General features: G+C 66.0%; 21 protein-coding genes. 11 read left to right on the forward strand and 10 right to left on the reverse strand.

Annotation, left to right across the window (positions count from 1 at the left end; genetic code table 11):
* Together SLQ30_RS17065 and SLQ30_RS17070 are read left to right on the forward strand one after the other, a co-directional pair.
* Positions 1-1191 (forward strand): acyl-CoA dehydrogenase family protein, encoded by a 1191-nt coding sequence (locus SLQ30_RS17065; protein ID WP_319447129.1) that lies wholly within the window; start codon positions 1-3, stop codon positions 1189-1191.
* A gap of 20 nt (positions 1192-1211) precedes the next feature.
* The gene (locus tag SLQ30_RS17070; protein ID WP_319447306.1) at positions 1212-2186 is read left to right on the forward strand and encodes an NAD-dependent epimerase/dehydratase family protein; all 975 of its coding nucleotides are present in this window, start codon (positions 1212-1214) and stop codon (positions 2184-2186) included.
* A gap of 10 nt (positions 2187-2196) precedes the next feature.
* On the opposite strand, the gene SLQ30_RS17075 is transcribed toward SLQ30_RS17070, so the two are convergent.
* Positions 2197-3228, reverse strand: coding sequence for a zinc-binding dehydrogenase (locus tag SLQ30_RS17075; RefSeq protein WP_319447128.1), 1032 nt, complete (start codon positions 3226-3228; stop codon positions 2197-2199).
* A gap of 91 nt (positions 3229-3319) precedes the next feature.
* Here SLQ30_RS17075 and SLQ30_RS17080 point away from each other — a divergent pair, with 91 nt between their 5' ends.
* On the forward strand, positions 3320-4069 hold the full coding sequence (locus tag SLQ30_RS17080) for an alpha/beta hydrolase (protein ID WP_319447127.1): 750 nt from the start codon (positions 3320-3322) through the stop codon (positions 4067-4069).
* Between the two features lie 49 nt (positions 4070-4118).
* Here SLQ30_RS17080 and SLQ30_RS17085 read toward each other — a convergent pair whose 3' ends face one another.
* A complete protein-coding gene (locus tag SLQ30_RS17085) occupies positions 4119-5267 on the reverse strand; it encodes a thiolase family protein (protein WP_319447126.1) in 1149 nt (382 codons plus the stop codon).
* 71 nt (positions 5268-5338) lie between these two features.
* Between SLQ30_RS17085 and SLQ30_RS17090 the strand changes: the two genes are divergently transcribed.
* The 3 genes from SLQ30_RS17090 to SLQ30_RS17100 all read left to right on the forward strand — a co-directional run bounded on the left by SLQ30_RS17090 (position 5339) and on the right by SLQ30_RS17100 (position 10008).
* Positions 5339-7522 (forward strand): molybdopterin-dependent oxidoreductase, encoded by a 2184-nt coding sequence (locus tag SLQ30_RS17090; RefSeq protein WP_319447125.1) that lies wholly within the window; start codon positions 5339-5341, stop codon positions 7520-7522.
* A gap of 156 nt (positions 7523-7678) precedes the next feature.
* Positions 7679-9142 (forward strand): aldehyde dehydrogenase family protein, encoded by a 1464-nt coding sequence (locus SLQ30_RS17095; RefSeq protein WP_319447305.1) that lies wholly within the window; start codon positions 7679-7681, stop codon positions 9140-9142.
* A 17-nt stretch (positions 9143-9159) separates the two neighbouring features.
* The gene (locus SLQ30_RS17100) at positions 9160-10008 is read left to right on the forward strand and encodes a mycofactocin-coupled SDR family oxidoreductase (protein ID WP_319447124.1); all 849 of its coding nucleotides are present in this window, start codon (positions 9160-9162) and stop codon (positions 10006-10008) included.
* A 25-nt stretch (positions 10009-10033) separates the two neighbouring features.
* Here SLQ30_RS17100 and SLQ30_RS17105 read toward each other — a convergent pair whose 3' ends face one another.
* Positions 10034-11170: a cytochrome P450 gene (locus tag SLQ30_RS17105; protein WP_319447304.1), complete on the reverse strand. Its 1137-nt coding sequence runs from the start codon at positions 11168-11170 to the stop codon at positions 10034-10036.
* Positions 11171-11327: 157 nt separating this feature from the next.
* Between SLQ30_RS17105 and SLQ30_RS17110 the strand changes: the two genes are divergently transcribed.
* Positions 11328-12818 (forward strand): aldehyde dehydrogenase family protein, encoded by a 1491-nt coding sequence (locus tag SLQ30_RS17110; protein ID WP_319447123.1) that lies wholly within the window; start codon positions 11328-11330, stop codon positions 12816-12818.
* Here the strand turns inward: SLQ30_RS17110 and SLQ30_RS17115 are convergent.
* Genes SLQ30_RS17115 through SLQ30_RS17130 form a run of 4 tightly spaced genes read right to left on the reverse strand, consistent with a single transcriptional unit; the run spans position 12815 to position 16711 of the window.
* Positions 12815-14449 carry an acyl-CoA synthetase gene (locus SLQ30_RS17115; RefSeq protein ID WP_319447122.1) on the reverse strand — a complete coding sequence of 545 codons (1635 nt, stop codon included), beginning with the start codon at positions 14447-14449 and terminating at the stop codon, positions 12815-12817. The genes SLQ30_RS17110 and SLQ30_RS17115 overlap by 4 nt on opposite strands.
* Positions 14450-14472: 23 nt before the next feature.
* Positions 14473-15075: a PaaI family thioesterase gene (locus tag SLQ30_RS17120; RefSeq protein WP_413468065.1), complete on the reverse strand. Its 603-nt coding sequence runs from the start codon at positions 15073-15075 to the stop codon at positions 14473-14475.
* The gene (locus SLQ30_RS17125) at positions 15072-15692 is read right to left on the reverse strand and encodes a cysteine hydrolase (RefSeq protein WP_319447121.1); all 621 of its coding nucleotides are present in this window, start codon (positions 15690-15692) and stop codon (positions 15072-15074) included. Before SLQ30_RS17125 ends, SLQ30_RS17120 begins: the two co-directional genes overlap by 4 nt.
* Positions 15689-16711 (reverse strand): aromatic ring-hydroxylating oxygenase subunit alpha, encoded by a 1023-nt coding sequence (locus SLQ30_RS17130; RefSeq protein ID WP_319447120.1) that lies wholly within the window; start codon positions 16709-16711, stop codon positions 15689-15691. The genes SLQ30_RS17125 and SLQ30_RS17130 overlap by 4 nt, the downstream gene beginning before the upstream one ends.
* Before the next feature lie 112 nt (positions 16712-16823).
* Here SLQ30_RS17130 and SLQ30_RS17135 point away from each other — a divergent pair, with 112 nt between their 5' ends.
* Positions 16824-18356, forward strand: coding sequence for a carboxylesterase/lipase family protein (locus SLQ30_RS17135; RefSeq protein WP_319447119.1), 1533 nt, complete (start codon positions 16824-16826; stop codon positions 18354-18356).
* Here the strand turns inward: SLQ30_RS17135 and SLQ30_RS17140 are convergent.
* A complete protein-coding gene (locus SLQ30_RS17140; RefSeq protein ID WP_319447118.1) occupies positions 18322-18945 on the reverse strand; it encodes a helix-turn-helix domain-containing protein in 624 nt (207 codons plus the stop codon). The genes SLQ30_RS17135 and SLQ30_RS17140 overlap by 35 nt on opposite strands.
* Positions 18946-19013: 68 nt before the next feature.
* Here SLQ30_RS17140 and SLQ30_RS17145 point away from each other — a divergent pair, with 68 nt between their 5' ends.
* From SLQ30_RS17145 to SLQ30_RS17155, 3 genes are read left to right on the forward strand one after another with little or no spacing between them, the layout of a single operon-like run.
* Entirely contained in the window at positions 19014-20057 is a 1044-nt protein-coding gene (locus SLQ30_RS17145; RefSeq protein WP_319447117.1) for a phosphotransferase, read from the forward strand.
* Between the two features lie 5 nt (positions 20058-20062).
* On the forward strand, positions 20063-20437 hold the full coding sequence (locus SLQ30_RS17150) for a nuclear transport factor 2 family protein (RefSeq protein WP_319447302.1): 375 nt from the start codon (positions 20063-20065) through the stop codon (positions 20435-20437).
* The gene (locus tag SLQ30_RS17155; RefSeq protein ID WP_319447116.1) at positions 20434-21477 is read left to right on the forward strand and encodes a TIGR03857 family LLM class F420-dependent oxidoreductase; all 1044 of its coding nucleotides are present in this window, start codon (positions 20434-20436) and stop codon (positions 21475-21477) included. The genes SLQ30_RS17150 and SLQ30_RS17155 overlap by 4 nt, the downstream gene beginning before the upstream one ends.
* Here the strand turns inward: SLQ30_RS17155 and SLQ30_RS17160 are convergent.
* Both SLQ30_RS17160 and SLQ30_RS17165 read right to left on the reverse strand, forming a co-directional pair.
* A complete protein-coding gene (locus SLQ30_RS17160) occupies positions 21474-21863 on the reverse strand; it encodes a lipocalin-like domain-containing protein (RefSeq protein ID WP_319447115.1) in 390 nt (129 codons plus the stop codon). The genes SLQ30_RS17155 and SLQ30_RS17160 overlap by 4 nt on opposite strands.
* Entirely contained in the window at positions 21860-23356 is a 1497-nt protein-coding gene (locus SLQ30_RS17165) for an acyl-CoA carboxylase subunit beta (protein WP_319447114.1), read from the reverse strand. The genes SLQ30_RS17160 and SLQ30_RS17165 overlap by 4 nt, the downstream gene beginning before the upstream one ends.
* Positions 23357-23405: the final 49 nt, after the last annotated feature.

A 23405-nucleotide genomic window follows, 5' to 3' on the forward strand; every position in this document is an offset into this window, starting at 1 on the left:
ATGGACTTCTCACGCGTAGCGCTATCCGATGACGAGCAAGCCTTCCTCGACGAGGCGCGGACGTTCCTCGCCGACCAGGTGACCGACGACGTCATCAGGCGCGACCGCGAGACCGGCGACAACTTCGACGAAGACGTCCACCTGGCGCTCGGGGCGGCCGGCTACCTCCATGGCGAGTGGCATACCGAGGACGACGGCGGGTTCAGCCGCGTGAAGCGGCGACTGTGGGAATTGGAGAAGCGCCGCTATCACGTGCCGTGGGTCACGATGGGTACCACGTCGATGGTGGCCAAGACGGTGGCCGCATTCGGGTCGCCTGAACTCTGCGACGAAGTGCTGCCCCAGGTGTTCAGCGGACACGCCCGACTGTGCCTCGGGTACACCGAACCCGAGGGTGGCTCCGACATCGCGACGTGCAAGACGCGTGCGGTGCGCGACGGCGACCAGTGGGTCATCAATGGGTCCAAGATGTTCACCACCGGTGCACACAACTGCCAGTACGTCTTTCTGATCACCAACACCGATCCCGATGCGCCAAAGCACAAGAGCATCACGATGTTCCTGGTCCCGCTCGACACGCCAGGCATCGAGATCCAGGGCATCCGAACCGTCGACGGCGACCGCACCAACATCGTGTACTACAGCGACGTGCGCGTCGACGACAAGTACCGGCTCGGCGAGGTGAACGGCGGCTGGACGGTGCTACGTGGACCGCTCGACGCCGAGCACGGCGCGGCCGCAGGCAGCGGTGATGGACTCGAGGACGTGGCCATCATGATGCACCAGGCCGAGTTCATGGTGAAGGCCTGCGATCGGGTGGCCGAGGTGGTGGGGACGCCGGATGTGAACGGCCGCAAGGTGATCGACGACGACTCCGTGGCATATCGGTTGGGTCGCAGTGTGGCTCGGATGGAGGTGGCGATCAGCACGCCGAACATCTTCGGCCGGGTCGCTCTTGCGCAGTCGATGCGCGACGTCGCGCCAGACCTCATGGACGTGCTCGGCACCGCGTCCACGCTCTCCGTCGGGACCGAGGGCGCCGCCGACGACGGTGCTGCCGAGTACGTCTACCGGTTCGCGCCGCTGGTGGGCATCTACGGTGGCACGCTCGAGGTGTTCCGCAACATGATCGGTCAACACGTGCTGGGCCTTGGCAAGCCGAATTACTCGCCGCCCAAGAAGGTGTCGTGAGTCCTCGCAAGGTGCTCGTCATGGGGGCGAGCGGCTTCGTCGGGTCCCACGTGACCCGCCGCGCCGTCGCGCGCGGAGACGACGTGCGCGTATATCTCCGCAAGTCGAGCTCGACCATCGGGATCGACGACCTCGACGTCGAGCGATGCTACGGCGACCTCCACGACGCGGAAGCACTGCGCGCCGCGATGTCCGACCGCGACGTCGTCTTCTACTGCGTGGTCGACACCAGATTCAATCTGCGTGACCCGGCCCCGCTGTTCCAGACCAATGTCGAGAGCCTGCGCGGGGTGCTCGACATCGCGAAGAGGGCTCAGCTGTTCCGCTTCGTGTTCTGCAGCACCATAGGCACGATCGCCATCGCGACGGGGCCCGAACCCGTCACCGAGGACATGCCGTTCAACTGGGCGCACAAGGGCGGCGCCTACATCGAGTCCCGTCGTCAGGCCGAGGACATGGTGATGCGTTATGCGCGCGACGAGGGGCTGCCCGCGGTCGCCATGTGCGTGTCGAATCCATATGGGCCACTGGACTTTCAGCCGCACCAGGGGATGATGGTGCAGATGGCCGCGCTTGGCAAGGTGCCGGTGTACCTCAAGGGAGTGTCCACCGAGGTCGTCGGAATCGAGGACGTGGCCGAGGCATTCCTGCTCGCCGGCGAGCAGGGGCGCGTTGGCGAACGCTACATCATCTCCGAGAGCTTCATGCCGATGCGTGACCTGTTGGGCACGGCGGCTACCGCGGTCGGCGCCAAGCCGCCGCGGCTGGGGTTGCCACTCGCGGTTGCGTACGCCGTCGCCGGTCTGATCCAAGTGACGGGCCGACTGCTGCGCCGCGACCCTGCGATCAACCTCACCGGAGTTCGCCTACTGCACATCATGTCGCCTGCCGATCACGGCAAGGCGACCCGTGAACTCGGTTGGGTGCCCGCCCCGACGGCGGACTCGATTCGCCGGGCTGCTCAGTTCTACGTCGAGCGCCGAGGCTCGGACTGATCCCGAAGGGCTACGGACCCGGGGTCAGCAAGATCTTGCAGTGTTCTTCTGGTTGACGAAGATCGGCGAATGCGCCGGCCACTTCGTCGAGTCCGCGGGTCGCGGTGATGAAGGTGCCGACGTCGACCGTACCGTCCACGATCCACGCCAGAGCCCGCGCGAATTCGTCAGGACGGTAGGCGAATACGTAGCGAATGGACACTTCCTTCACGGTCGCGACCATCGGGGTGAAGGTGTCGGGCTGGAGGCACACGCCGACGACGATGATGCGTGAGTGCGTTGGCGCCGAATCGATCACGGCCTGGAGCAGGCCCGGTACCCCGACGCACTCGAACACCACCGTGTTCGGCCGTGCTTCGACCTCGATGAGTGGCGAGGCAGGCAACGCCGGCCCCGCGAGGTCCGACCACGCAGCGTATGGGCTGGACGCCTTCGGGTCGATCACGACGTCGGCGCCGATGCGCTCGGCGAGCGCGCGTCGACCCGGAGAGAAGTCCGCCGCCACCACCGGACCGTGTCCGGCGGCCTTCAGCGACGCGATGACCGCCAGCCCCACGGGACCGCAACCCACCACCAGGGCCACGTCGCCACGCTGCATGTCGGCCGCGCCAACGGCGTGAGCGCCGACGGCCAGCGGCTCGGCCAACGCCGCGAGCTTGGGCTCCGCGCCCTCGGGCACTGCGAGCAATCTCCGCTCCTGCAGCAGCATCTTCTCCGCCAGTCCTCCGGTGACGCTGGGCGACAACCCGATCAGCTGCGGACCGTCCGAGGTGTCGAGGTAGGGGACGGACGTGACGATCGACCCGAGGGCCAGCCGACGGTCGGTGTTCGGCCCGTAGTCGAGCAACTGGCCGACGAACTCGTGGCCGAGCACGATCGGCGGCACGATGTCGGGCATTGCCGCCTGCGACTCCACGAAATGCACGTCCGAGCCGCATATACCGCAGGCCAGCGGCGCGACCAAGACCTGCCCAGCCCCTGGTACCGGATCCTCGAGTTCTTCGAGACCGACTACTCCGGCTCGAGCGACGACTCCCCGCACGGCTGCCCTCTCGTCTGCGTTGACGGATGTAACGAATTACGGTAACCCATCCGACCTAGGTTCGAAGTCGTCCCGTGCCATGATGTTCAGCATGACTGTCGTTCTGGTACATGGGAATCCGGAAACAGATGCGATCTGGAGCCCATTGGTCGAAGCGCTCGGCCGCGACGACGTGGTGCGGCTGTCGCCACCCGGGTTCGGTGCCCCGCTGCCTGCCGGCTTCTCGGCGACGATGGTGGAGTACCGCGATTGGCTCGAGGGCGAGTTGTCGGCGTTCGACGAGCCGGTCGACCTGGTCGGGCACGACTGGGGCGGCGGTCATGTCGTGAATTTGATGATGCATCGCCCGGAACTCGTCCGCAGTTGGGCCTCTGATCTGGTGGGCCTGTTCGACGTGGACTACGTGTGGCACGACGCGGCCCAGGTGTGGCAGACGCCCGGTGACGGCGAGCAGTTGGTGAACATCATGCTTGACGGCACCGTGGAAGATCGGGCCGGCCAACTCACCGGACTGGGCATACCTCTGGACACGGCGAAGTCGGTCGCGGCGGCTCAGGGGCCGGAGATGGGCCGTGCCATCCTCGAGTTGTACCGGTCGGCAAGCCAACCCGCGATGGCCGACGCCGGCCGTGACCTCGAGGTGGCGGCGGCCCGGCCGGGGCTGTCGCTGCTGGCCACCGACGATCCGTTCGTCGGCACAGAGCAGATGCGCCGCAGGGCGGCCGACCGCGCGGGCGCCCGCACTGCGGTACTCGACGGGCTTGGGCATTGGTGGATGCTCGAGGACCCGGCCCGGGGTGCGGCCGCCCTCAGTGAGTTTTGGCGAGCGCTGGCGGATTGACCGCGTCGGGGTCGGGGGTGGCCAAGGGCGGCCCATGAAGCGGCGGGATCTACAGGGTCACGATGGACGCGCCCGCGGTGCCGGGCGCGCCGTAGAGCTGGGCGAACCCGACCCGCGGCTCGCCAGGAACCTGACGCTCGCCGGCTTCGCCGCGGAGCTGCTTGACGAGCTCATGGAGCTGGCGCAGTCCCGACGCACCGATCGGTTCGCCGTTGGCGATCAGGCCGCCGTCGGTATTGATCGGCATGGATCCGCCGATCTCGGTGGCGCCATCGGCCAGCAGCTGCTCCTGGTCTCCGTCGGCGCAGAACCCGGCTTCGGCCATGTGGATGATTTCAGCGGCAGCGTCGGTGTCCTGCAGCTGGATGACGTCGACGTCCTCGGGTGCCACCCCGGCCCTTTCGAATGCCGCGCGTGAGGCGTACACGGTGGGGGAGACGTCCTCGTCGACGGGAGCGAAGGTGGTGTTGACCTCCCACGCGCCATAGCTTCTGGTGCGGATCTCGACCGCCCTTAGGTACACGGGCTTGCTGGTGTACCGGTGCGCGATGTCGGCGCGACACATCACCACTGCGGCCGCGCCCTCGTCGGGTGAGCAGAACATGTACTGGGTGAGCGGGTAGTTCAGCATCGGGGATTCGAGTACGGCTTGCTCCGAGATCGGCTTGCGCCGAAAGGCGTTCGGGTTGAGTACACCGTTGCGGGTGTTCTTGTTCGCCACCTTCGCCAGGGTCTGCGCTGAGATGCCGTGTTCGTGGAGGTAGCGGTTCGCCTTCATACCGAAGAACTGGGTGGTGAGGTACTGGCCGTTCTCTGCGTACCAAGCCGGCATGCCGACCAGTGCCGGATCTTCGGTGAACGCGCCACGGGGATGCTTGTCCAACCCAACCGCGATGCCGATGTCGTAGTCGCCCAACCGGATTCCGTCGGCGCAGGCCTTCGCCGCGCTGGCGGAGGTAGCACATGCGTTGAAGACGTTGGTGAACGGGATTCCGGACAACCCCACCATCCCGACGATCGCATCGGGGTTGGCGACCGTCCAACTGCCGCCCGTGGCGGCGCCGATGTCCTTCCACTCCACGCCCGCATCGGCGACGGCAGCGAAGATCGCGTCGACACCCATCGCCATCGCGGACTTGCCCTCGAAGCGCCCGAACGGATGAATGCCCACGCCGATGATGGCGACGTCGTTCGTCATGTGGATGCCCCCTGCGAGCCGAGGTTGGGTTTTCGCCGTTCAACTGTAACTATTACAGTAACCTAGTACCGATGATCGACCACAAGCCCACCTTCTGCCGCATCTGCGAGCCCTTATGCGGCATGGTGGCCACCGTCGAGGACGGCCGGTTGGTGGCGCTGAGGCCTGACAAGGACCATCCGCTGTCGGCCGGGTTCGCCTGTCAGAAGGGCATCGCGTTCACCGAGATCGTCAACGATCCGGACCGCGTGCTTCACCCGCTTCGTCGCACCCCCGACGGCTTCGTGCCGGTGTCGTGGGACGAGGCGACCAGCGACATCGCCGCTCGTTGCACCGACATCCTCCGCAGGCACGGATCCGGCGCCTTCGGCTGGTACATGGGCAACCCGGCCGCATTCAGCTATTCACATCTGTTCGGGGTCATGGCGTTCATCAAGGGGATCGGCAGGCACAGTCACTACTTCACGTCGTCGACACAGGACACCAGTAGTCGATTGCTCGCCAGCCAGTTCCTCTACGGCACCCCGATGTCGGTGCCGATTCCCGACCTCGTTCGGTCGGACCTCTTGGTTCTGATGGGCGCGAATCCGATTGTGTCCCATGGCAGCTTCCTCACCGCGCCGCGCATCAAGGACCGCATGCACGACATCGTGAAACGTGGCGGCCGGGTCGTCGTGATCGACCCGCGTCGATCGGAGACGGCCGTCCAGTTCGAGTGGCTCGGCGTCGTGCCCGACTCGGACGCCTATTTCCTGCTCTCGCTGCTGCAGGTGATGTTCGCCGACGGGCTGGTGGACCTGGCTGCGGTCGCCGCGCAAGCCGATGGGCTGGACTGGCTGGCGGCCAAGTGTGCATCGTTCTCGCCGGAGTCCACCGAGCAGCACACGGGTGTTGCGCCCGAAGCGGTCCGCGCGTTGGCACGTGACCTGGCGCAGACGCCGCGCGCCGCGGTCTACGGGCGGCTGGGTACGTGCGTGGGACGGCAGGGCACGTTGACCACGTACCTCATCGACGCCGTCAACCTCGTCGCGGGAAACCTGGATCGGCCCGGTGGCAGCGTCTTCAGCACGCTCGGGATCTCCGGGCAACGGCTGGGTTTCAAGGCGATGGGCGCCTCGCTGCGGCGTAGCTACCGTCGGAAGCGCACCCGCATCGGAGGGTTCCGCTCGGTGATCGCCTCGGAGCCGGCGGCGCTGATGGCCAAGGAGATGTCGACGCCGGGACGCCATCAGATCAAGGCGCTGTTCGTCAGTGCGGGCAACCCCGTGTTGTCGGTGCCGAACGGCGACGAGCTCGAGGCGGCGCTGGAAGGGCTCGAGCTCGCGGTCGGACTCGACTTCTACGTCACCGAGACCACCGCGCACTGCGACTACATCTTGCCCGTCACCACGATGTACGAGCGAGACGACTTCGCGCTGACGTTCCAGCAATTCCAGGCCACCCCGTTCCGGCAGACCACTGAAGCGGTCGTCGACGCGCCTGGCGAGGCACGCACCGAATGGGACATCGTCGACGGCCTGACCGCCGCGATGGGCGCGCGCACACCGGTATTCACCGTCCTGGCGGCGATGCGAAAGTTGCTGGGGGCGTTCGGGCGTCGGCTCGATCCGCGCGTACTGGCCGACGGGATGATCCGGTTGTCGGACGGTGGCGACCGCTACGGACTGCGGCGGGGCGGGCTGACCTTCAGCAGGCTCAGCGGCGAGCATCCGCACGGTGTGGTGGTCGCGCCCCACATCAAGACCGGGGTGCTCGGTGAGGTCGTGGTCTACCGCCATGGGCGAATTCGGCTGGCGCACGACGACATTGCCGCCGAACTGTCGGCAATGGTGGCCCGCAAGCAACCCGATGCGTTCCCGATGCGGATGATCGGAATGCGCGAGCCCAGGTCGGAGAACTCGTGGATGCACAATGCGCCGCTGCTCATGCGTGGCGAACGAGTGCACCGCGCGCTGATGCACGTCGACGATGCGGCGCAACGTCAGATCGCCGACGGTGACACGGTCGAGGTCAGCTCCCCGAACGGGCGGATCGCGCTACCGGTGTCGCTCACTGGAGACATCGTGCGCGGGACCATCGCGATCCCGCATGGCTGGGGCCACAAGGGCACCGGCGGATGGCGGGTCGCCAATCGCGCAGGCGGCGTGAACGTGAACCAGCTGATGTCCAGTGATCCTCGCGACGTGGAGGCGCTGGCCGGAATGTCGTGGTTGACCGGTGTGCCCGTGCAGGTGGGGCAGACCCCGGTGGATTAGGCGCGCATCGAGCGCTCGAGCTTAATACTGTAAGGTTTACTGTTGGTAACAGCAGTTCCGCTGGCTGGGAGATGACACGTGAGCGAAATCGTCGAAGCGCCGGCTGCGCCGAGTGTGGAACTCGGTCGCCGCGCCGCACAACGGGCCGAGTCCAGGATGTTGGTCGACGGAGAGATGGTTGCGGCTACCTCCGGAGCGGAATTCGACAACATCAGTCCTGCAACGGGTTCGGTGCTCGGCGGCACCGCGGCAGCCGGTCCGGATGACATGGGTCGGGCCATCGCGGCTGCCCGCCGGGCGTTCGACACAACCGACTGGTCGACCAACGGTGCGCTCCGCAAGCGCTGCCTGGAACAGCTGCAGGCGGCCATCACCACCGAGCGGGACCAGTTGCGCGAGGAACTGATCGCCGAGGTCGGTTGCCCGGAAATGACGATCACCACCGCGCAACTGGACTGGCCGCTCGCGGAATCGCTGCGGTACCCCGCGGGCCTCATCGACGACTTCGAGTGGGAACGGGTGCTCGACGGCGGCGGGCTGTTCGGCGATCGCAACGTCCGGACCGTGGTCAAAGAGCCCGTCGGCGTCGTCGCGGCGATTACCCCGTCGAACTTTCCGGTCGAGGTCATCCTCAACAAGCTGGGACCCGCGCTCGCGACGGGTAACACCGTCATCCTCAAGCCGGATCCCCACACCCCGTGGAACGCCACTCGGCTCGGTCGGCTGGTCGCCGAGCACACCGACATTCCGCCGGGCGTGCTCAACGTCGTCCCCTCTCCTGCGAACGACGTCGCGGAGCTGCTCGTCACCGACCCGCGGGTCGACATGGTCTCGTTCACCGGCTCGACCGCCGTCGGCAAGCTGCTGGCCCGCCTGGGCGCAGACACCATGAAACGGACGTTCCTCGAACTCGGCGGCAAGTCGGCACTGATCGTCACCGACGACGTGGACCCTGCAAAGGTCATCCCCGGCGCGGTCGGCGTCTGCGTGCACGCGGGTCAGGCGTGCGGCATGAACACGCGACTGCTCGTCCACCGATCGATGTTCGACGAAGTGGTCCGCGGCGTGACGGCCGCGTTCGGGATGGTGCCCGTCGGCGACCCCGCGCTGCCACAGACCCTCGTCGGCCCGGTCACCAGCGCCAAACAGAAGGACCGCGTGCTTGCCGCATGTGACCGAGCCAGGAAAGACGGCGCCGAGATCACGACGGGCGGAGGCTCTTACGACAATCTTCCGCCCGAATTGGCAGGAGGTTTCTACGTGCAGCCGACGGTGGTGGTCGGGCTGGATAACAGTTCTGCGATCGCCCGCGAGGAGATCTTCGGCCCGGTGTTGCTGATCCTTCCGTTCGACACCGACGACGACGCGGTACGCATCGCCAACGACAGTGCGTATGGGTTGGCGGGTGCGGTGATGTCGGGGTCACTCGAACGCGGCAATGCGATCGCCCGCCGCATCCGGACCGGGTCGATCGGCGTCAACGGCGGCATGTACTACGGCGCCGATGCGCCGTTCGGCGGCTACAAGAACAGCGGCGTCGGCAGGCAGTGCGGCATCGAAGGATTTCAGCAGTACCTGGAGACCAAGACCATCGCCCACCGGGTACCCCGGCAGGGCTGAGCAAAGGACGTTCGTCAATGGGCAAGTTGGACAACAAGATCGCCGTAGTGTCGGGCGCGGCGCGCGGCCAGGGGCGTTCGCATGCGGTCAACCTCGCGGCGGAGGGCGCACACATCATCGCGCTCGACATCTGCGCGGATCTCGAGGGCAACACCTACCCACTGTCGCGGCCGGAGGACCTCGACGAGACCGCGCGCATGGTGGAGAAGGAAGCGGTGCGGTGTCACACCGCCATCGTCGATGTGCGTGAGCGGGGCGCGGTGTGGAAGGCCATCGCCGACGGTGTCGCCGACCTCGGCGGCCTTGACATCGTGGTGGCCAACGCGGGCATCTGTCCCATGGGTAAGGCTCAGACCATCCAGTCGTGGTCGGACACCATCGACACCGATCTGGTCGGCGTGTTCAACGTCGTCCAGGCCAGCTTGCCGCACATCAGCGACGGCGGATCGATCATTGCGACGGGATCGCTTGCGGCACAACTCGGTAGCTCGACCACCCAGGGTCCGGGCGGATCGGCGTACAGCCTGGCCAAGCAGATCGTCGCCCGCTACGTCAACGACCTGTCGATTCAGCTGGCGAAGCGCATGATCCGCGTCAACGCGGTCCATCCCACCAACGTCAATACCGACATGCTCCACAACGACGGCCTCTATCAGGTCTTCCGGCCGGATCTGAAGGAACCGACCCGCGAGGACGCGGAGTTGGCCTTCCCCGCGATGCAGGCGATGCCGATTCCCTACATCGAGCCTCAGGACGTCTCCGACACCGTGGTCTTCCTGGCCAGCGACGCCTCGCGCTACATCACCGGAACCCAATTACGCGTGGATGCCGGGGGATTCGTCAAGTCCGTGCCCTGGAAGGGGTGAGCCGCTACGGCGTTCGGCGGAATGCCTAGGCCGTGCTGAACGTCACCGGTAGTGCAGTCGGTGACCTGAACGGCTGGCCGTGGATGTGCGGGTTGCCGTCGGTGACCAACGTGATGTCATCCATCCTGTCGAGCAGGCACTCCAGCGCGACGCGGGTCTCCATGCGCGCGAGGTGCAGGCCCATACAAGTGTGCTCGCCAGCGGCAAACGAGATGTGCGGCACTCGTTTACGGAAGATGTCGAACGTCTCGGACTGCTCCCAGCGAGCCTCGTCGCGGTTCGCCGAACCGATGCATACGTCGATGACCGCGCCCTTCGGGATCTCGACGCCGTCGAGCACCGTGGCCTCGGTGGCTGAGCGCTGCACGGTGGTAAGCGGCGTTTCGAACCGCAGACCCTCCTCGATGGCGGGCCCGATGAGTTCGCGATCGGCTCGTACGGCGGCGAACTGGTCGGGATGAGTCAGCAGCAGGTAGAGCAGGTTGCCCGAGGACCGGTAGGTGGTCTCCAGACCGGCAGGCAACAACAGACGTAGGAACGAGTAGATGGCCTCGTCGCTAAGCTGCTCGCCGTCGATCTCCGCGGAGACGAGATCGCCGATGATGTCCTCCGTCGGCGACGAGCGCCGGAGCTCGATCTGCGCGAGGAAGTAGTCCTTCAGCTCCGCCGACGCCTCGAAGGCCTGCTTCCACTTGACGTGGTAGCTGATCAACGCGACTGCGCGCTTTCGAAACCAGGCCAGGTCCTCTTCGGGCAAGCCCAGCAGCTTCGAGATGACCCGGGTCGGGAACTCGAAGGTGAAGTCTTCCACCAGATCCGCCTCGCCCGTTTCGATGAATTCGTCGATCAGGGCATTGACAACGGGCCGCACGATCTCGGGTTCCCAACGGGCAAGGGATCTTGTCTTGAACGCCGCGGACACCAGATTTCGGTGCTCGCGGTGGACCTTGCCCTCCATGGCCAGGATGGTGGGTCCGATGAACAGGCCAATGGTGTTGTCGTAGATGTTGGAGTCGAATACCTTGCTGTCGCGAAACACTCGGTTGACGGCGTCGTATGAGACTGCGGCGTAGAGGTTCTCCGGCATCATTTCGGCTGCCTTCGACCAGTCCATCACGCTGCCGCGAAACACTCCCGCCTGACGACGCCGGTGGGCGAACATCGGGTACGGATCCCGGAGTATGTCGAAGGTCTCGTCGACGGTGACGCCCTCATCCACAGGTGATCTCCATGACCTCGTTCGGACAGTTCCAACGGTAGGTACTGTAAATATTACAGTATCCTATCTCGGCGGCCCAGGAATGCTAACGTGGGTGGCGATGAGCACAGCTGAGCAGCAGGTGGACGGCATCGAAGCGGAGCAGTCGCAGCTGCGGACCATGGTTGAACGGCAACGCCAGGCCTTCGTGGCCGACGGCCCACCGAGTGACGCCGTCCGACGCAATCGCATCGACCGAATGTTGGCCTTGGTGCTCGACAACACCGATGAGTTCGTCGACGCGATGGGCGTCGACTTCGGTACCCGGTCCCGAGCGGCGTCATTGTTCACCGAGGTCGTCGGCATGATCCCCGTGATCGAACACACGCGATCGCACGTCACCGAATGGATGCGGCCCAACAAGCTCATGCGTGGGGGCCGGCTGTTCGGCATGCGCGCCGAGGTCGAGTCGACACCGCTCGGCGTGGTCGGGATCATCGGGCCGTGGAACTTCCCGCTCAACCTCGTGGTGCTCCCTGCCGCGGCAGCGTTCGCGGCGGGCAATCGCGTCATGATCAAGATGTCGGAGGTCACCCCGCGGACCGCCGAGGTGATGGAACGCCTTGCGCCCAAGTACTTTGCACCCGACGAGCTTCACGTCGTGACGGGTGGCGTTGAGGTGGCGGCCGCGTTCGCCGAGCTGCCCTTCGACCATCTGTTCTTCACCGGGTCGCCGACGGTCGGGGCGCTGGTGCAACGGGCCGCGTCGGAGAACCTGGTACCCGTGACGCTGGAACTCGGGGGCAAGAATCCGGTCGTGGTCGCGCCCAATGCCGACGTGAGACGTTCGGCGACGCGAATCGCTCAGGCGCGCATGGTAAACGGGGGTCAGGTATGCGTCTGCCCCGACTACGTGTTGGTGCCCGCCGAACACATCGAGACGTTCGTCGACGTTGCCCGTGACACCTTGCGTGGGATGTTTCCGTCGATCGTGTCCAACGCCGACTACTGCTCCTCGGTCAACGAGGCCAACTTCGACCGGGTGGTCGGCCTCATCGACGACGCACGCGCCAACGGTGCCAGGGTCGAGGCCGTTGCGCCGGGCGGCGAAACGTTGCCGGACCGTGCGACCCGCAAGATCGCACCGACCATCGTCCGCGATGTCGACGATCGGATGAAGATCGCGAACGACGAGATATTCGGCCCGGTGCTGGTGGTCATGGCGTACACCCGACTACCCGAGGCCATCGACTACATCAACCAGCGACCTGCGCCGTTGGTGGCCTACTGGTACGGGCCGGACGACGAGTACTTCCGCGGCTTCGTGCGCAACACCCGCAGTGGAGGTGTTGCGCGCAATGACTTTGCTGCCCAGATGATTCCGTCGGCTGCGCCGTTCGGAGGGGTTGGCCGCAGCGGCATGGGTGCCTACCACGGCAAGGCCGGCTTCGACACGTTCAGCCATCAGCGGTCGATCGTCGGAAGCGATCTCCCGTTCAGCATCACCGGTTCCGCGTCGCCGCCGTTCACTCGGCCGATGAAGTTCTACGCGGACTTCTCGCTACGGATGGCGCGGCGGCGCACGAACAAGAGGTTGAAAGCCAGCCGCTAGGTGCTCGCCTGCTCGCGGGCCCACCGATAGTCGGCTTTGCCCGCTGGGCTGCGCTCGATGAGCGGCCGGAACACTACTGCCTTCGGCAGCTTGTAGCGGGCCAATGTCTGTGCGGCATGGTCGATCAGCTCATCGGCGTCGACGGATACCCCGTCGATGAGCGCGACCACGGCGACGACCTCCTGGCCCCACCGCTCACTCGGCCGCCCGGCCACCACCACGTCCGCGACGGACGGGTGGGCGGCAATGGCCATCTCGACCTCCTCGGCGAAGATCTTCTCGCCGCCGGAGTTGATGGTGACGGAGTCTCGGCCCAGCAGTTCGATGGTGCCGTCGCTCAGCAGGCGCGCACGGTCGCCAGGCACGGAGTAGCGAACGCCGTCGATGACCGGGAACGTCGCCGCCGTCTTGGCGGCATCGCCCTTGTAGCCCAGCGGGACGTACCCGCGCTGGGCAAGCCAGCCGATCCCATCATGGTCGGGTTCGAGAAGGGAGCCGAAGTCCTCGGATACGACGAAGGTGTCGGGCCCCGCCTTGAACGTCCCGGTCGACACCGCGCCGGGAGCCGACATGTGAGTCATCTGAGCACCCGTCTCGGATGACCCGACGCCGTCGATGATGACCATGCCAGGCTTCGCGTCGATCAACCGCTGCTTGGTGGTCGGGGTAAGCAGCGCACCACCGTTGGCCACCACTGCCAGCGACGAGATGTCGGCGGTGCCCCGTTCGATGGCCGCGGCAAGTGGCCGGGCCATCGCGTCGCCGACCACCGTTGCGACCATGATCTGCTCGCGTTCGATCGTCGCAACGACGTCATCGATGTCGAGGTGATCGACCACAGAGGCGAAGACCACCGACTGTCCTGTCGTGAGTGCGGTCATCACTCCCCACTGCGCAGCGCCGTGAATCAGCGGCGGTAGCACCATCAGCTTGGTTCCGGTACCAGCGGCGGCCCGCTCGGCGAGCTCTGCGTAGGACTCGGCAGCCTTGCCGCTGTACAGGTCTCGCCCTCCAAAGGACGTCATGAAGATGTCGTGCTGGCGCCACAGCACACCCTTCGGCATACCCGTCGTGCCCCCTGTGTAGAGCACGTAGAGGTCGTCGGGTGCTGGCTGCACCGGCGGCGGCTCCGGTGCGACCGAGGCGAGCGCCGCCTCGTAATCGACTGCGCCGGACACCAGTTCGTGGCCGGATTCGTCAGCGATCTGTATGAGCACTCGGAGCTTCGGTAGTGCAGGGAGAATCTCGGCAACGCGGGGCGCGAACGCGGCGTGATAGATCAGCGCCGTCGCTCCGGAATCGTCTAGCAGATACCGCAACTCGTCCTTGACGTAGCGGTAGTTCACGTTGAAGGGTGCCACGCGGGCCCGGAACGATCCGAGCAGCGCTTCGACGAACTCGTTACCGTTGTAGGCGTAGATGCCGAGTAGGTCCTGGCCAACGTCGTGCCCGGCGAGCTCGGAGCGCGGGGTATGACAACCCAGTCCGACGGAGTGCAGATACGACGCGAGCCGATTCGATCGGTCGACCACGTCGGCATACGTGTAACGCCGGTTGCCCTGGGTGAGTAGCACCCGATCGGGAATCGCCGCGGCCACGGCGTCGAGGACGGCGGGAACCGTGAATTGCATTGCGCTCCTTGACTGTTATAGGCCTACGGCTGGTGGGGGAGCAGCTTGATCATCAGACCGTTCGCCTCGCTCAACACGGTGCCGTCGAGGTCGGTCATGGTCGCGGTGATGAACGCCTTGCGACCGTCGAGGCGGTCGATGCGGCCGCGGCTGATCAAGGGTTTGTCGATCGGTGTGACGGCACGGTAGTCGACGTGCAGATAGGCGGTGCGGCTGATGGGCCGTCCCGCTGCCGAGACGATCATGCCGAAGTGCCAGTCGTAGAACAATGGGATGACCCCGCCGTGGACGGCCATGTTACCGCCCACGTGGAACCGGCTGAAGTGCCCTTCCATCGTGACGCCGTCCGCGCTGTAGTCGCTGATGGTCCATGGCGGCATCAGGGGATGGCCAAGTCCCGGCAAGTTGGTCGCCCGACCTGCTGGCGCCTCGCCGTCACCCACCTCGAACTTCTCGAGTTCCGCGCAGATCCCTTCGATCCGCTCGGCCGTGGACGTCCAGAGTTCACCGCTGGGGTTCGTCGACACCGCGAGGTCCTGCAGGCGGCGCACCGCCGTGGCGAACCGGTCCAATTCCGGTGGCGCCTCAACGGGTTTCATCTCGGGGAAGCCGCGGGTGTCGGTCACGCGTGCTGCCACGTGGCGAGCAACTCGTCGGTGGTGGTCACCGTGGCCAGCAGGGACAAGCTGTAGTCGATCACCGCCGTACCGTACTCGGCGGGGAAGCCTGCCACGGCGTCCCGCGGCAGGACCACTCGGTAACCCTTGTTGACGGCGTCCATGACGAGGTTCGGGATCGCGACGTTCAACGAGACGCCGACGGCGACGATCGTCGTCACGCCGAGGTTGCGCAGGATCGGGTCGAGATCGGTGCCGCCCATCGGTCCAAGGCCGTGCCAGCGGGACAAGACGAGATCGGCTGGCTCCGGGCCGACTTCGGGCAGCAGCGTGGCTCCTTCGCTGCCGGGGGTGATGTCCACTCCCTTGGCGCCACCCGCGAAAAGTCGCGCGTTGTGGTTGGAGCCCAACCCGTCGGGTCGCCGCTGCACGGTGCAGTGCACGACGCGTACCCCGGCGGCCCGGGCGACGGGTAGTAGCCGGGCGATGTTGGGCAGTGCCTCCCGGCGAGCTTCGGCGGCCAGCACCGCCAGTCCGGCGTTGGGGCCCATCACCGCGCCCTGGACTTCCTGGGTGACGATCGCCGTGTGCGCGGGGTCGACCTGGTCGGCGAGTTGAGGTTTCATACTGGCGTTGTGTCGACGGGCGGGCTGGTGGGCGAAGTGTTGTAGAACTGCTGCGCCCACTTACGTAGCGCCATATAGGGTTTGGCGTCCACCTTGGACAGGGCCGGATGCTCGACGTACTTCTGGTAGCGCCAGATGTCGAGATCGTCCCAGACGGTGACGAGGAACTGCTTCTCGATCCGTTTGCGCACCGCTTCCGGTGGCACGTCTGACTCGTCACCGGGCAGGCGCGGTTCCCATATCGAGTAGAACATGTTCGAGTATCCGTCGTCGACGGGCGTGCAGGCGAAGATCAGCCGGTGATTGGACTGTCCGGCGAACACGCTGATGGCGCCACCGAGGCCGAACATGTTGCTGTGAATCCGCAGCGCCATCTCGTCGGCATCGTCGCTGTCGGCGGCCGGCCAGCCCGTCAGGAAACGCCATTCCTGCTCGACGATGGTCCACTCCAACAATTTTGGTGTGACCGTCGCGCGGTGGACGTACTGGAAGTGCGCACTGTCGGGGCCGTTCTCCGCCACGATCTGAGGGTGTACGGGTTCCCGCTCCGCCAACTGGGAGAACTCGGGGTAGGGCCGGTAGTAGGCGTTCGGGTCGGTCTCGTACTGCGGGAAGGCCTTGAAGATGTCGGGCATTTCCCACTGCGGTTCCAAAGCATCGGGGTGGTACCAGGCGAACACGCAGTCGTACTGCTCCTTGACCGGGTACACCCGCAGCGTCAGGCCGCGGTTGGGGCGATCCGGCTGATAGGGGATGTACCGGTTGGTGCCGTCCGGACCCCAACGCCAGCCGTGGAACGGACACTCCACGCAATCGCCGACCACTGTTCCGCCGTGTCCGAGATGCGCGCCGAGGTGTTTGCAGTGCGCCTCCATCACGTGAAGGTCGCCGGCCTCGTCGCGGTAGGCGACCAGGTCCTCGCCGAAGTAGTGCAGTGGGCGCGTCTCGCCGATGGGAAACTCCGGTGACCAGCCGATCATGAACCAGCCGGTGACCTTCCAGGTGAACGGGACCTTCACGGATGGTCGCCCTTTCCGCTGATACAAGCTACTGTAAGAGTTACAGTATCACGCAGATTGGTAACGTCCTTCGGGTGACGAAGTTGGCTTTTGCCGGGAAGTGGGCCGCGACGTGACGAGGCCGCCGACCGGCGACACCAGGGTGCCGACGACGGCAGGCACCGTGCAGGGCTTCGTCCGCGACGGCATCGCGCGGTGGCGGTCCATTCCGTACGCCCGCCCGCCCGTGGGCAGGCTGCGCTTCCGGGCGCCCGAGCCGCCGCTGCCCTGGCGGGGCGTGCGCTACTGCGACGAGTTCGGTTACTGCGCACCGCAGGACCCGAGATACACGTACACCGGGATCGGCGGGCGTCAGCCGATGAGCGAGGACTGCCTGACGCTCAACGTGGTTGCCCCGACTGAGGCGTCCGACGGCCCGCGGCCGGTCATGTTCTTCATCCATGGCGGCGGCTACATGTTCGGTAGTTCCGCCACTTCGGTGTACGACGGTGCGGCCATCGCGCGGCGCGGCGCCGTTTACGTGTCGGCCAACTACCGGCTCGGCGCGCTCGGGTGTCTCGATTTGTCGTCGTTGTCGACTGCCGAACATCCCTTGGAGGACAACCTCTTCCTGCGCGATCTGTTGATGGCGCTGCGCTGGGTGCGCGACAACATCGCCGAATTCGGCGGCGATCCCGACAACGTGACGATCTTCGGCGAGAGTGCGGGCGCCCACGCCGTCGCCACGCTGCTGGCCGTGCCCGCCGCCGCCGGGCTCTTCCATCGGGCGATCTCGGAGAGCCCACCCGGTGGGCTGATCCACTCGGCCGAGTACTCCGCCGAGATCGCCAGCAGGTTCGCCGCCGGACTCGGCGCCGAACCCGGTGAGGAAGCCCGCGTGGTGTCCTCGGCGCGCCCCTCGCAGCTGGTGCGAGCGCTAGAGCGGGTCATGACGGACACCATTGCCGCCACGCCCGACTCCTTCGCGATCGGTGCCACCTACGGCGGGGACTATCTGCCGCGTATTCACATCGACGCGATGGCGCGCGGCGAGGCCCACCGGGTACCTCTGATCATCGGTAGCAACGCGACCGAAGCCACGCTGTTCGCGCGCTTCATGGATCATCTGCCCACCAACGAGTCCGTGATCGAAAAGTACTTGGCTGCCGCCGAACCCGTCGCGGCCCAGCGGTTGCGAGCGGCTTACCCGGGATATCCGGACAAGGCGGCGTGCATGTCCTTCGGCAGCGACTTCACCTTCGGAGCCAGGGCCTGGGAGGTGGCCGAGGCGCACGCTGAGCACGCGCCGACCTACCACTACCGCTACGACTACGCGCCGCGCCCGCTGCAGTGGGCGGGCTTCGGGGCCACGCACGCGAGCGAATTGCTGGCGGTCTTCGACGTGTACGACACGCGGATGGGTGGCTTGTTGACGCTGGCGGGAGATCGCGGCTCGGCGCGCCGCGTCAGCCGCGACGTGCAGCGCCGGTGGCGGGCGTTCAGCCGTACCGGGATACCGGGCGACGACTGGCCGCGCTACACGACCGCAGACCGGGCGACGATGATCTTCGACCGGCGATCGCGGGTCGAGTCCGATCCCGTCGGAGCACGACGCGACGCGTGGGCGCAATTTAGCGCCGCGCGCGGAAACCGTAGTCGGAGATGATGCGCGCGCGGGCGTAGTCGAGTTCGCGCGACAGGTCGTATCGTTCGGACAGCACGATCCAATGGAACGCGATGCCGAAGGCCGCAGCGCTGATGTCGTTGACCGCACGCTCGATATCGATGTCCGGCCGCACGGATCCGTCGACGATTCCGGCTCGCAGACCAACGTCGACGGCCTCGACGCCACGCTCGAACCAGGTCTGAAGCCGCGCGCGCACTGGCGAAGTCGTCTTGACCGCTTCGAACGTCATCACGAACATCGCACGCAGGAAGTCGGGGTCCTGCGCGTACAAGTCCTGGATCCGGCCGAAATGCGCGACGGCGTTCTCCATGCCGGTGGCGCCGGGCTCCAGGGCTGGCAAGAGTCGCTCCACGTAACCATGCTCGAAGAACGCATCCAGAATGGCGTCCTTGCCGCCGTAGCGCGCGTGCACCATCGCGCGGCTATAGCCCGCTCGACGACCGATCTCCGCGGCTGTTGTTGCTTCCCAACCCTTCTCGGCGATCAACTCCGCAGCCGCCTCGACGAGCCTACGGGCCGAGAGCTCGACTCGCTGGGGCTGGGTGAGCCCGCGGGCGGAGGAAGGCACCCTTGCATATTAGACGCTCGACAACTAACTTAGTTGCGTACTGTCAAATAGCTCGAAGGAGAGCCTCGGTGCCAACCGCTACCGTGCCGTCGGGAATCGAGGACGTCACGGCGCCTTGGCTCAGCGAGGCGCTTGGCACACGCGTCGACGAGGTCCGTGCGGAGCAGATCGCGCAGGACAGCGGCTTCTCGTCGTTGCTGTACCGCCTGCAACTGACCGGGGTGGGCGTGCCCGGCACCGTGATCGTCAAGTTGGCAGCACAGTCCGAGGCGCGCGGGGCCATGGACATGCTGGGCGGCTACCGGCGAGAACTGGCGTTCTACCAGAAGGTCGCGGACCGCGCACCGATGGCGACGCCTCACGTCTATGTCGCACGCATGGCGCAAGATTCGGTCGACTTCGTCCTGGTCATGGAAGACCTCCAAGGCTGGGAAAACGCCGATCACCTGGCCGGCCTGTCGATGCATCGGACCCGCGTATGCATCGAGCAGCTCGCGGGTCTGCATGCCTGGTCGATGACTGACGCCGAAGTGCCCGATGACTTTCCGAGCATCGATACTCCGATCGCCCGCGACGTGTTCTTGCCCGTATTCGCCATGGGTTGGCAGGTCTACCTCGACCACTCGGTGACACCCGTGCCGCCCGCGGTCGCCCGATACGCCGAGCGATTCGCCGAACTGGCGCCCCAAGCCCTCGATGCCTTGAGTGAACGGTCCATGCTCCTGCACGGTGACATCAGAGCCGACAACATGTTCTTCGACGGGGATCGATTGAAGGTGGTCGACTTTCAGTTCGCTGCCCATGGTGCGGGTGCCGCCGACATCGGTTATCTGGTCAGCCAGGGGCTGCCCACCGACGTGCGGCGAGGACACGATGAGGCGCTGGTTCGCGAGTACCTTGAACGGCTGCGCGAGCGTGGAGTCACCGACTACGAATTCGACGAGGCCTGGCGGCATTACCGGTTTGCAGTGGCCTACCTGATCGTCCTTCCCGTCATCACCCTGGTGGGCTGGGACGCCATGCCCGAACGCTCCCGCGCACTATGTCTCAAGCTGGTCGAGCGGGCAGTGGCGACCATCGACGAGATCAACGCCCTGGAGGTATTCGTATGACCGCCGTGACCCGCACCGCGCGTGAGGTGGTGGAGGCGTACAACCTCGTCGTCTGGAACGAACGTGACTTCGCACTCGCCGAGGAGTTGATGGGCGAGACGGTGACGCGGCATGAGGTGGGAGAGGCGACGGTGCTGACGCACGAGCAGGCCGTGGCGCGCATCGTGGACCACTGGGACATGTTCGAGACGATCCGATTCGACCTGAACCTCGTGGTCGCCGGTGACGACGGGGAGCACGTGGCGATCGTGTATCAGTCGCCGATGAAGCTAAAGGATGGAACCGAGACGACCGTCGGGAGTATGGAGATCTTCCGTGTGGTCGACGGCAGAATTACCGAAGTCTGGAATTGTGGCTACAAGCAAGGGGTCTGGGCATGACACGCGTACTGGATGAGCTGGGTTACTACCTGCTGGCCGGGGCAGGCGGTGAGGGGCCTGCCGGGTTGATGGACGAGGCCCGCCGCGGCGAGGAACTTGGCTTCGGCACCGCGTTCATCTCCGAGCGGTGGAACGTCAAGGAGGCGTCATCGCTGACCGGTGCGGCGTGCGCCGTCACCAACCGCATGCAGATCGCCACGGCCGCAACGAATCACAACACTCGTCACCCCTTGATCACCGGGTCGTACGCGACCACCATGCACCGGTTGTCCAACGGGCGCTTCACGCTCGGCATCGGCCGAGGGGTAGCGGCCATGTACGGAGCGTTCGGCGTGCCCGCGGTGACGACTGCCCAGATGGAGGACTTCGCGCAGGTGATGCGCAGGCTCTGGCACGGTGAGCTGATCTTCGGTCACGACGGGCCGATTGGCAAGTACCAGTTGCTGTTCCTGGATCCCGACTTCAACGAGGACATCAGGCTGGCCATCGTGGCGTTCGGCCCGCAGACGCTGGCGCTCGGCGGTCGCGAGTTCGACGACGTCATCCTTCACACCTACTTCACGCCCGAGACGCTGCAGCGGGCAGTCAAGACCGTCAAGGACGCCGCGGAGCAGGCGGGGCGCAATCCCGACGACGTCAAGGTCTGGTCGTGTTTCGCCACCGTCGGCGACCACCTGCCCGAGGAACTTCGGCTGAAGAAGACCGTCGCGAGGCTGGCCACCTATCTGCAGGGTTATGGCGACCTGCTGGTCAACACGAACGGCTGGGATAACTCAGTGCTGCAACGCTTCCGGAGCGACTCGGTGGTGCAGTCGATCGCAGGCGGCATCGACCACAAGGCCACCGCCGAGCAGATCGAGCACATCGCCACGCTCATCCCGGACGAATGGCTGGAGCCATCGGCCACCGGGTCGGCGCAGCAGTGCGTGGACCGCATCCGCAAGGAGTTCGACTACGGCGCCGACGCATTGATCATGCACGGCGCCACCCCTGACGAACTCGAGCCGATCGTTACCGCGTACCGCGCGTCCGTCGGCTAGTCGGACGGGCGAGCGCGAAGCCACACCAACGTGCTGCGCGACGCCGTGCCGTCGCTGTCGGTGACCTCGGCCGACAACACCAGTCGGTCACCATCCACCTCGGCGTGCCGGAACTGAGGCGCCGCCAACAACTCCGGCATCGTCGCCATCGTGACCTCGTGTTGCACGGTCGCGGTGCGCTCGTCGACACCGAAGCCGCCTCCATACGCGATGTATTCACTCATGTCGGAGCGTGACAGCTGAGCCGACATGTGGCCGTCGGGGGTATAGGTGATCAGCCCCCGCGGTGTGAGCCCCAATGGATGCGACTCCAGTCCGGTGCCGACGTCGCGGGCGACGAACGACTCCAGATTCCAGGCGCCGCAGAGCTTCTCGCGCAGGCTCACGGCAGGATGACGGTTCGGCTCACCGGTTCCGCCGCCGCCTGTCTGCTGAAGAGCCCGCGTTGGAGGCCCGCCAGCAGTGCGTCACGCGTCTCACGAGGATCGATCAGTTCGTCGAATCCGAGATGCTCAGCAGAGCGGTACGACGCCTGCAGTTCGGCGTCGCGCAACTTGGCGCTCACGTCTTCCTCCGCGTGCGTCGCCCGACTGAGTGCGGCCGCACTCATCGCACCCATCGTGGCGCCTGGGTAGGCGTACGTCGCCCCCTGATTGTCGAAGCCCAACAACGACATCACCATCGACCCGAAGCCGTAGGCCTTCCGTAGGGTCACGTGCAGCTTCAAGGTGGTGGCCGCGGTCTGCGCGGCGAACATCCTTGCCCCCGCGCGCAATACGCCGCTGCGCTCCGAGCGGCTGCCGGGCATCATGCCCGGATTGTCGGCGAGAAAGATGATGGGCAGGTGGAACGAGTCGGCCACCAGGATGAAGTGGGCGGCCTTGTCCGCGGCGTCCGCATCGATCGAGCCGGCCATCACCTGCGGTTGGTTGGCGACGACGGCCACCGGATGACCGCCCAGATGAGCCAGCGCGCAGATGATGGCCCGGCCGTACTTGGGCTGCACCTCGAACCAGTCCGGGTCGTCGAATACCACGTCGAGCACCTTGCGCATGTCGTAGACGCGCTTGTTGTCGCGCGAGACGATGTCGAGCAGTTCGGGTGTCGGCCGCGGCGCGCACGCTTCGTCGGCCAGTCGCTGGGGCGGATAGGACCACGCGCTGGCCGGGAAGTACGACAGGTAGCGCTTGATGTCGTCGATCACTGTTTCATCGGTGTCGCAGACGTTGTGGATCACGCCGCTGACTGCCGCGACCCCTGGCCCGCCCAGGTCCTCCTTGGTGATCTCCTCACCGGTCGACTCCTTCACCACGGGCGGGCCTGCCGTGAAGATCGCGCCCTGGCTGCTCATGATCCGGAAGTCGCACACCGGCGCGACGAGCGCGCCGTGGCCCGCCGAAGGGCCGAGCACCGCAGCGACGGTGGGAATCTTGCCCGAGCAATTGGCTTGCGACAGCAGATCGGTCGGGGTGCGTCCGTAGTGCCCGCCGGTCGGGCGGAAGCCGGCGCCCTCCAGCATCATCACCAGCGGGATGCGGTCCCGCAGAGCGAGTTCCGCGATGCGGTAACGCTTGGAGTTGCCTCCTGGCCCGATGCTGCCGGCCAGGGTGGTGAAGTCCTCGGCGCCGACCATCACGGGGGTTCCGTTGATCGCGCCGGAGCCGACCACGATCCCGTCGGCGGCGATCTCGCCGCCGACGAGGGTGCCCAGTTCGCGGAACGAACCCTTGTCGACTAGCCGGTCGATGCGCGCTCTGGCGTCGAGCTTGCCCTTGCCGTGGTGCTTGGCCAGTCGCTCGTCGCCGCCCATCGCCCAGGTGCGCAGGCGTCGCTGCTCGAGATCGTCGAGCGTGCCCTGCCAGTCGTCGGACTTCGTCATGCATCCATCCTCACAGCTCGGCTGACGGCGCGTCGCGCCTCGGGGCGTT

Source organism: Mycobacterium sp. RTGN4, assembly GCF_033804635.1.
GTDB lineage: Bacteria > Actinomycetota > Actinomycetes > Mycobacteriales > Mycobacteriaceae > Mycobacterium.

Coding starts and splice junctions, on each gene's coding strand:
- SLQ30_RS17065 (WP_319447129.1), top strand. CDS start 1: ATGGACTTCTCACGCGTAGCGCTATCCGATGACGAGCAAGCCTTCCTC.
- SLQ30_RS17070 (WP_319447306.1), top strand. CDS start 1,212: ATGGGGGCGAGCGGCTTCGTCGGGTCCCACGTGACCCGCCGCGCCGTC.
- SLQ30_RS17080 (WP_319447127.1), top strand. CDS start 3,320: ATGACTGTCGTTCTGGTACATGGGAATCCGGAAACAGATGCGATCTGG.
- SLQ30_RS17085 (WP_319447126.1), bottom strand. CDS start 5,267: ATGACGAACGACGTCGCCATCATCGGCGTGGGCATTCATCCGTTCGGG.
- SLQ30_RS17090 (WP_319447125.1), top strand. CDS start 5,339: ATGATCGACCACAAGCCCACCTTCTGCCGCATCTGCGAGCCCTTATGC.
- SLQ30_RS17095 (WP_319447305.1), top strand. CDS start 7,679: ATGTTGGTCGACGGAGAGATGGTTGCGGCTACCTCCGGAGCGGAATTC.
- SLQ30_RS17100 (WP_319447124.1), top strand. CDS start 9,160: ATGGGCAAGTTGGACAACAAGATCGCCGTAGTGTCGGGCGCGGCGCGC.
- SLQ30_RS17105 (WP_319447304.1), bottom strand. CDS start 11,170: ATGTTCGCCCACCGGCGTCGTCAGGCGGGAGTGTTTCGCGGCAGCGTG.
- SLQ30_RS17110 (WP_319447123.1), top strand. CDS start 11,328: ATGAGCACAGCTGAGCAGCAGGTGGACGGCATCGAAGCGGAGCAGTCG.
- SLQ30_RS17115 (WP_319447122.1), bottom strand. CDS start 14,449: ATGCAATTCACGGTTCCCGCCGTCCTCGACGCCGTGGCCGCGGCGATT.
- SLQ30_RS17125 (WP_319447121.1), bottom strand. CDS start 15,692: ATGAAACCTCAACTCGCCGACCAGGTCGACCCCGCGCACACGGCGATC.
- SLQ30_RS17155 (WP_319447116.1), top strand. CDS start 20,434: ATGACACGCGTACTGGATGAGCTGGGTTACTACCTGCTGGCCGGGGCA.
- SLQ30_RS17165 (WP_319447114.1), bottom strand. CDS start 23,356: ATGACGAAGTCCGACGACTGGCAGGGCACGCTCGACGATCTCGAGCAG.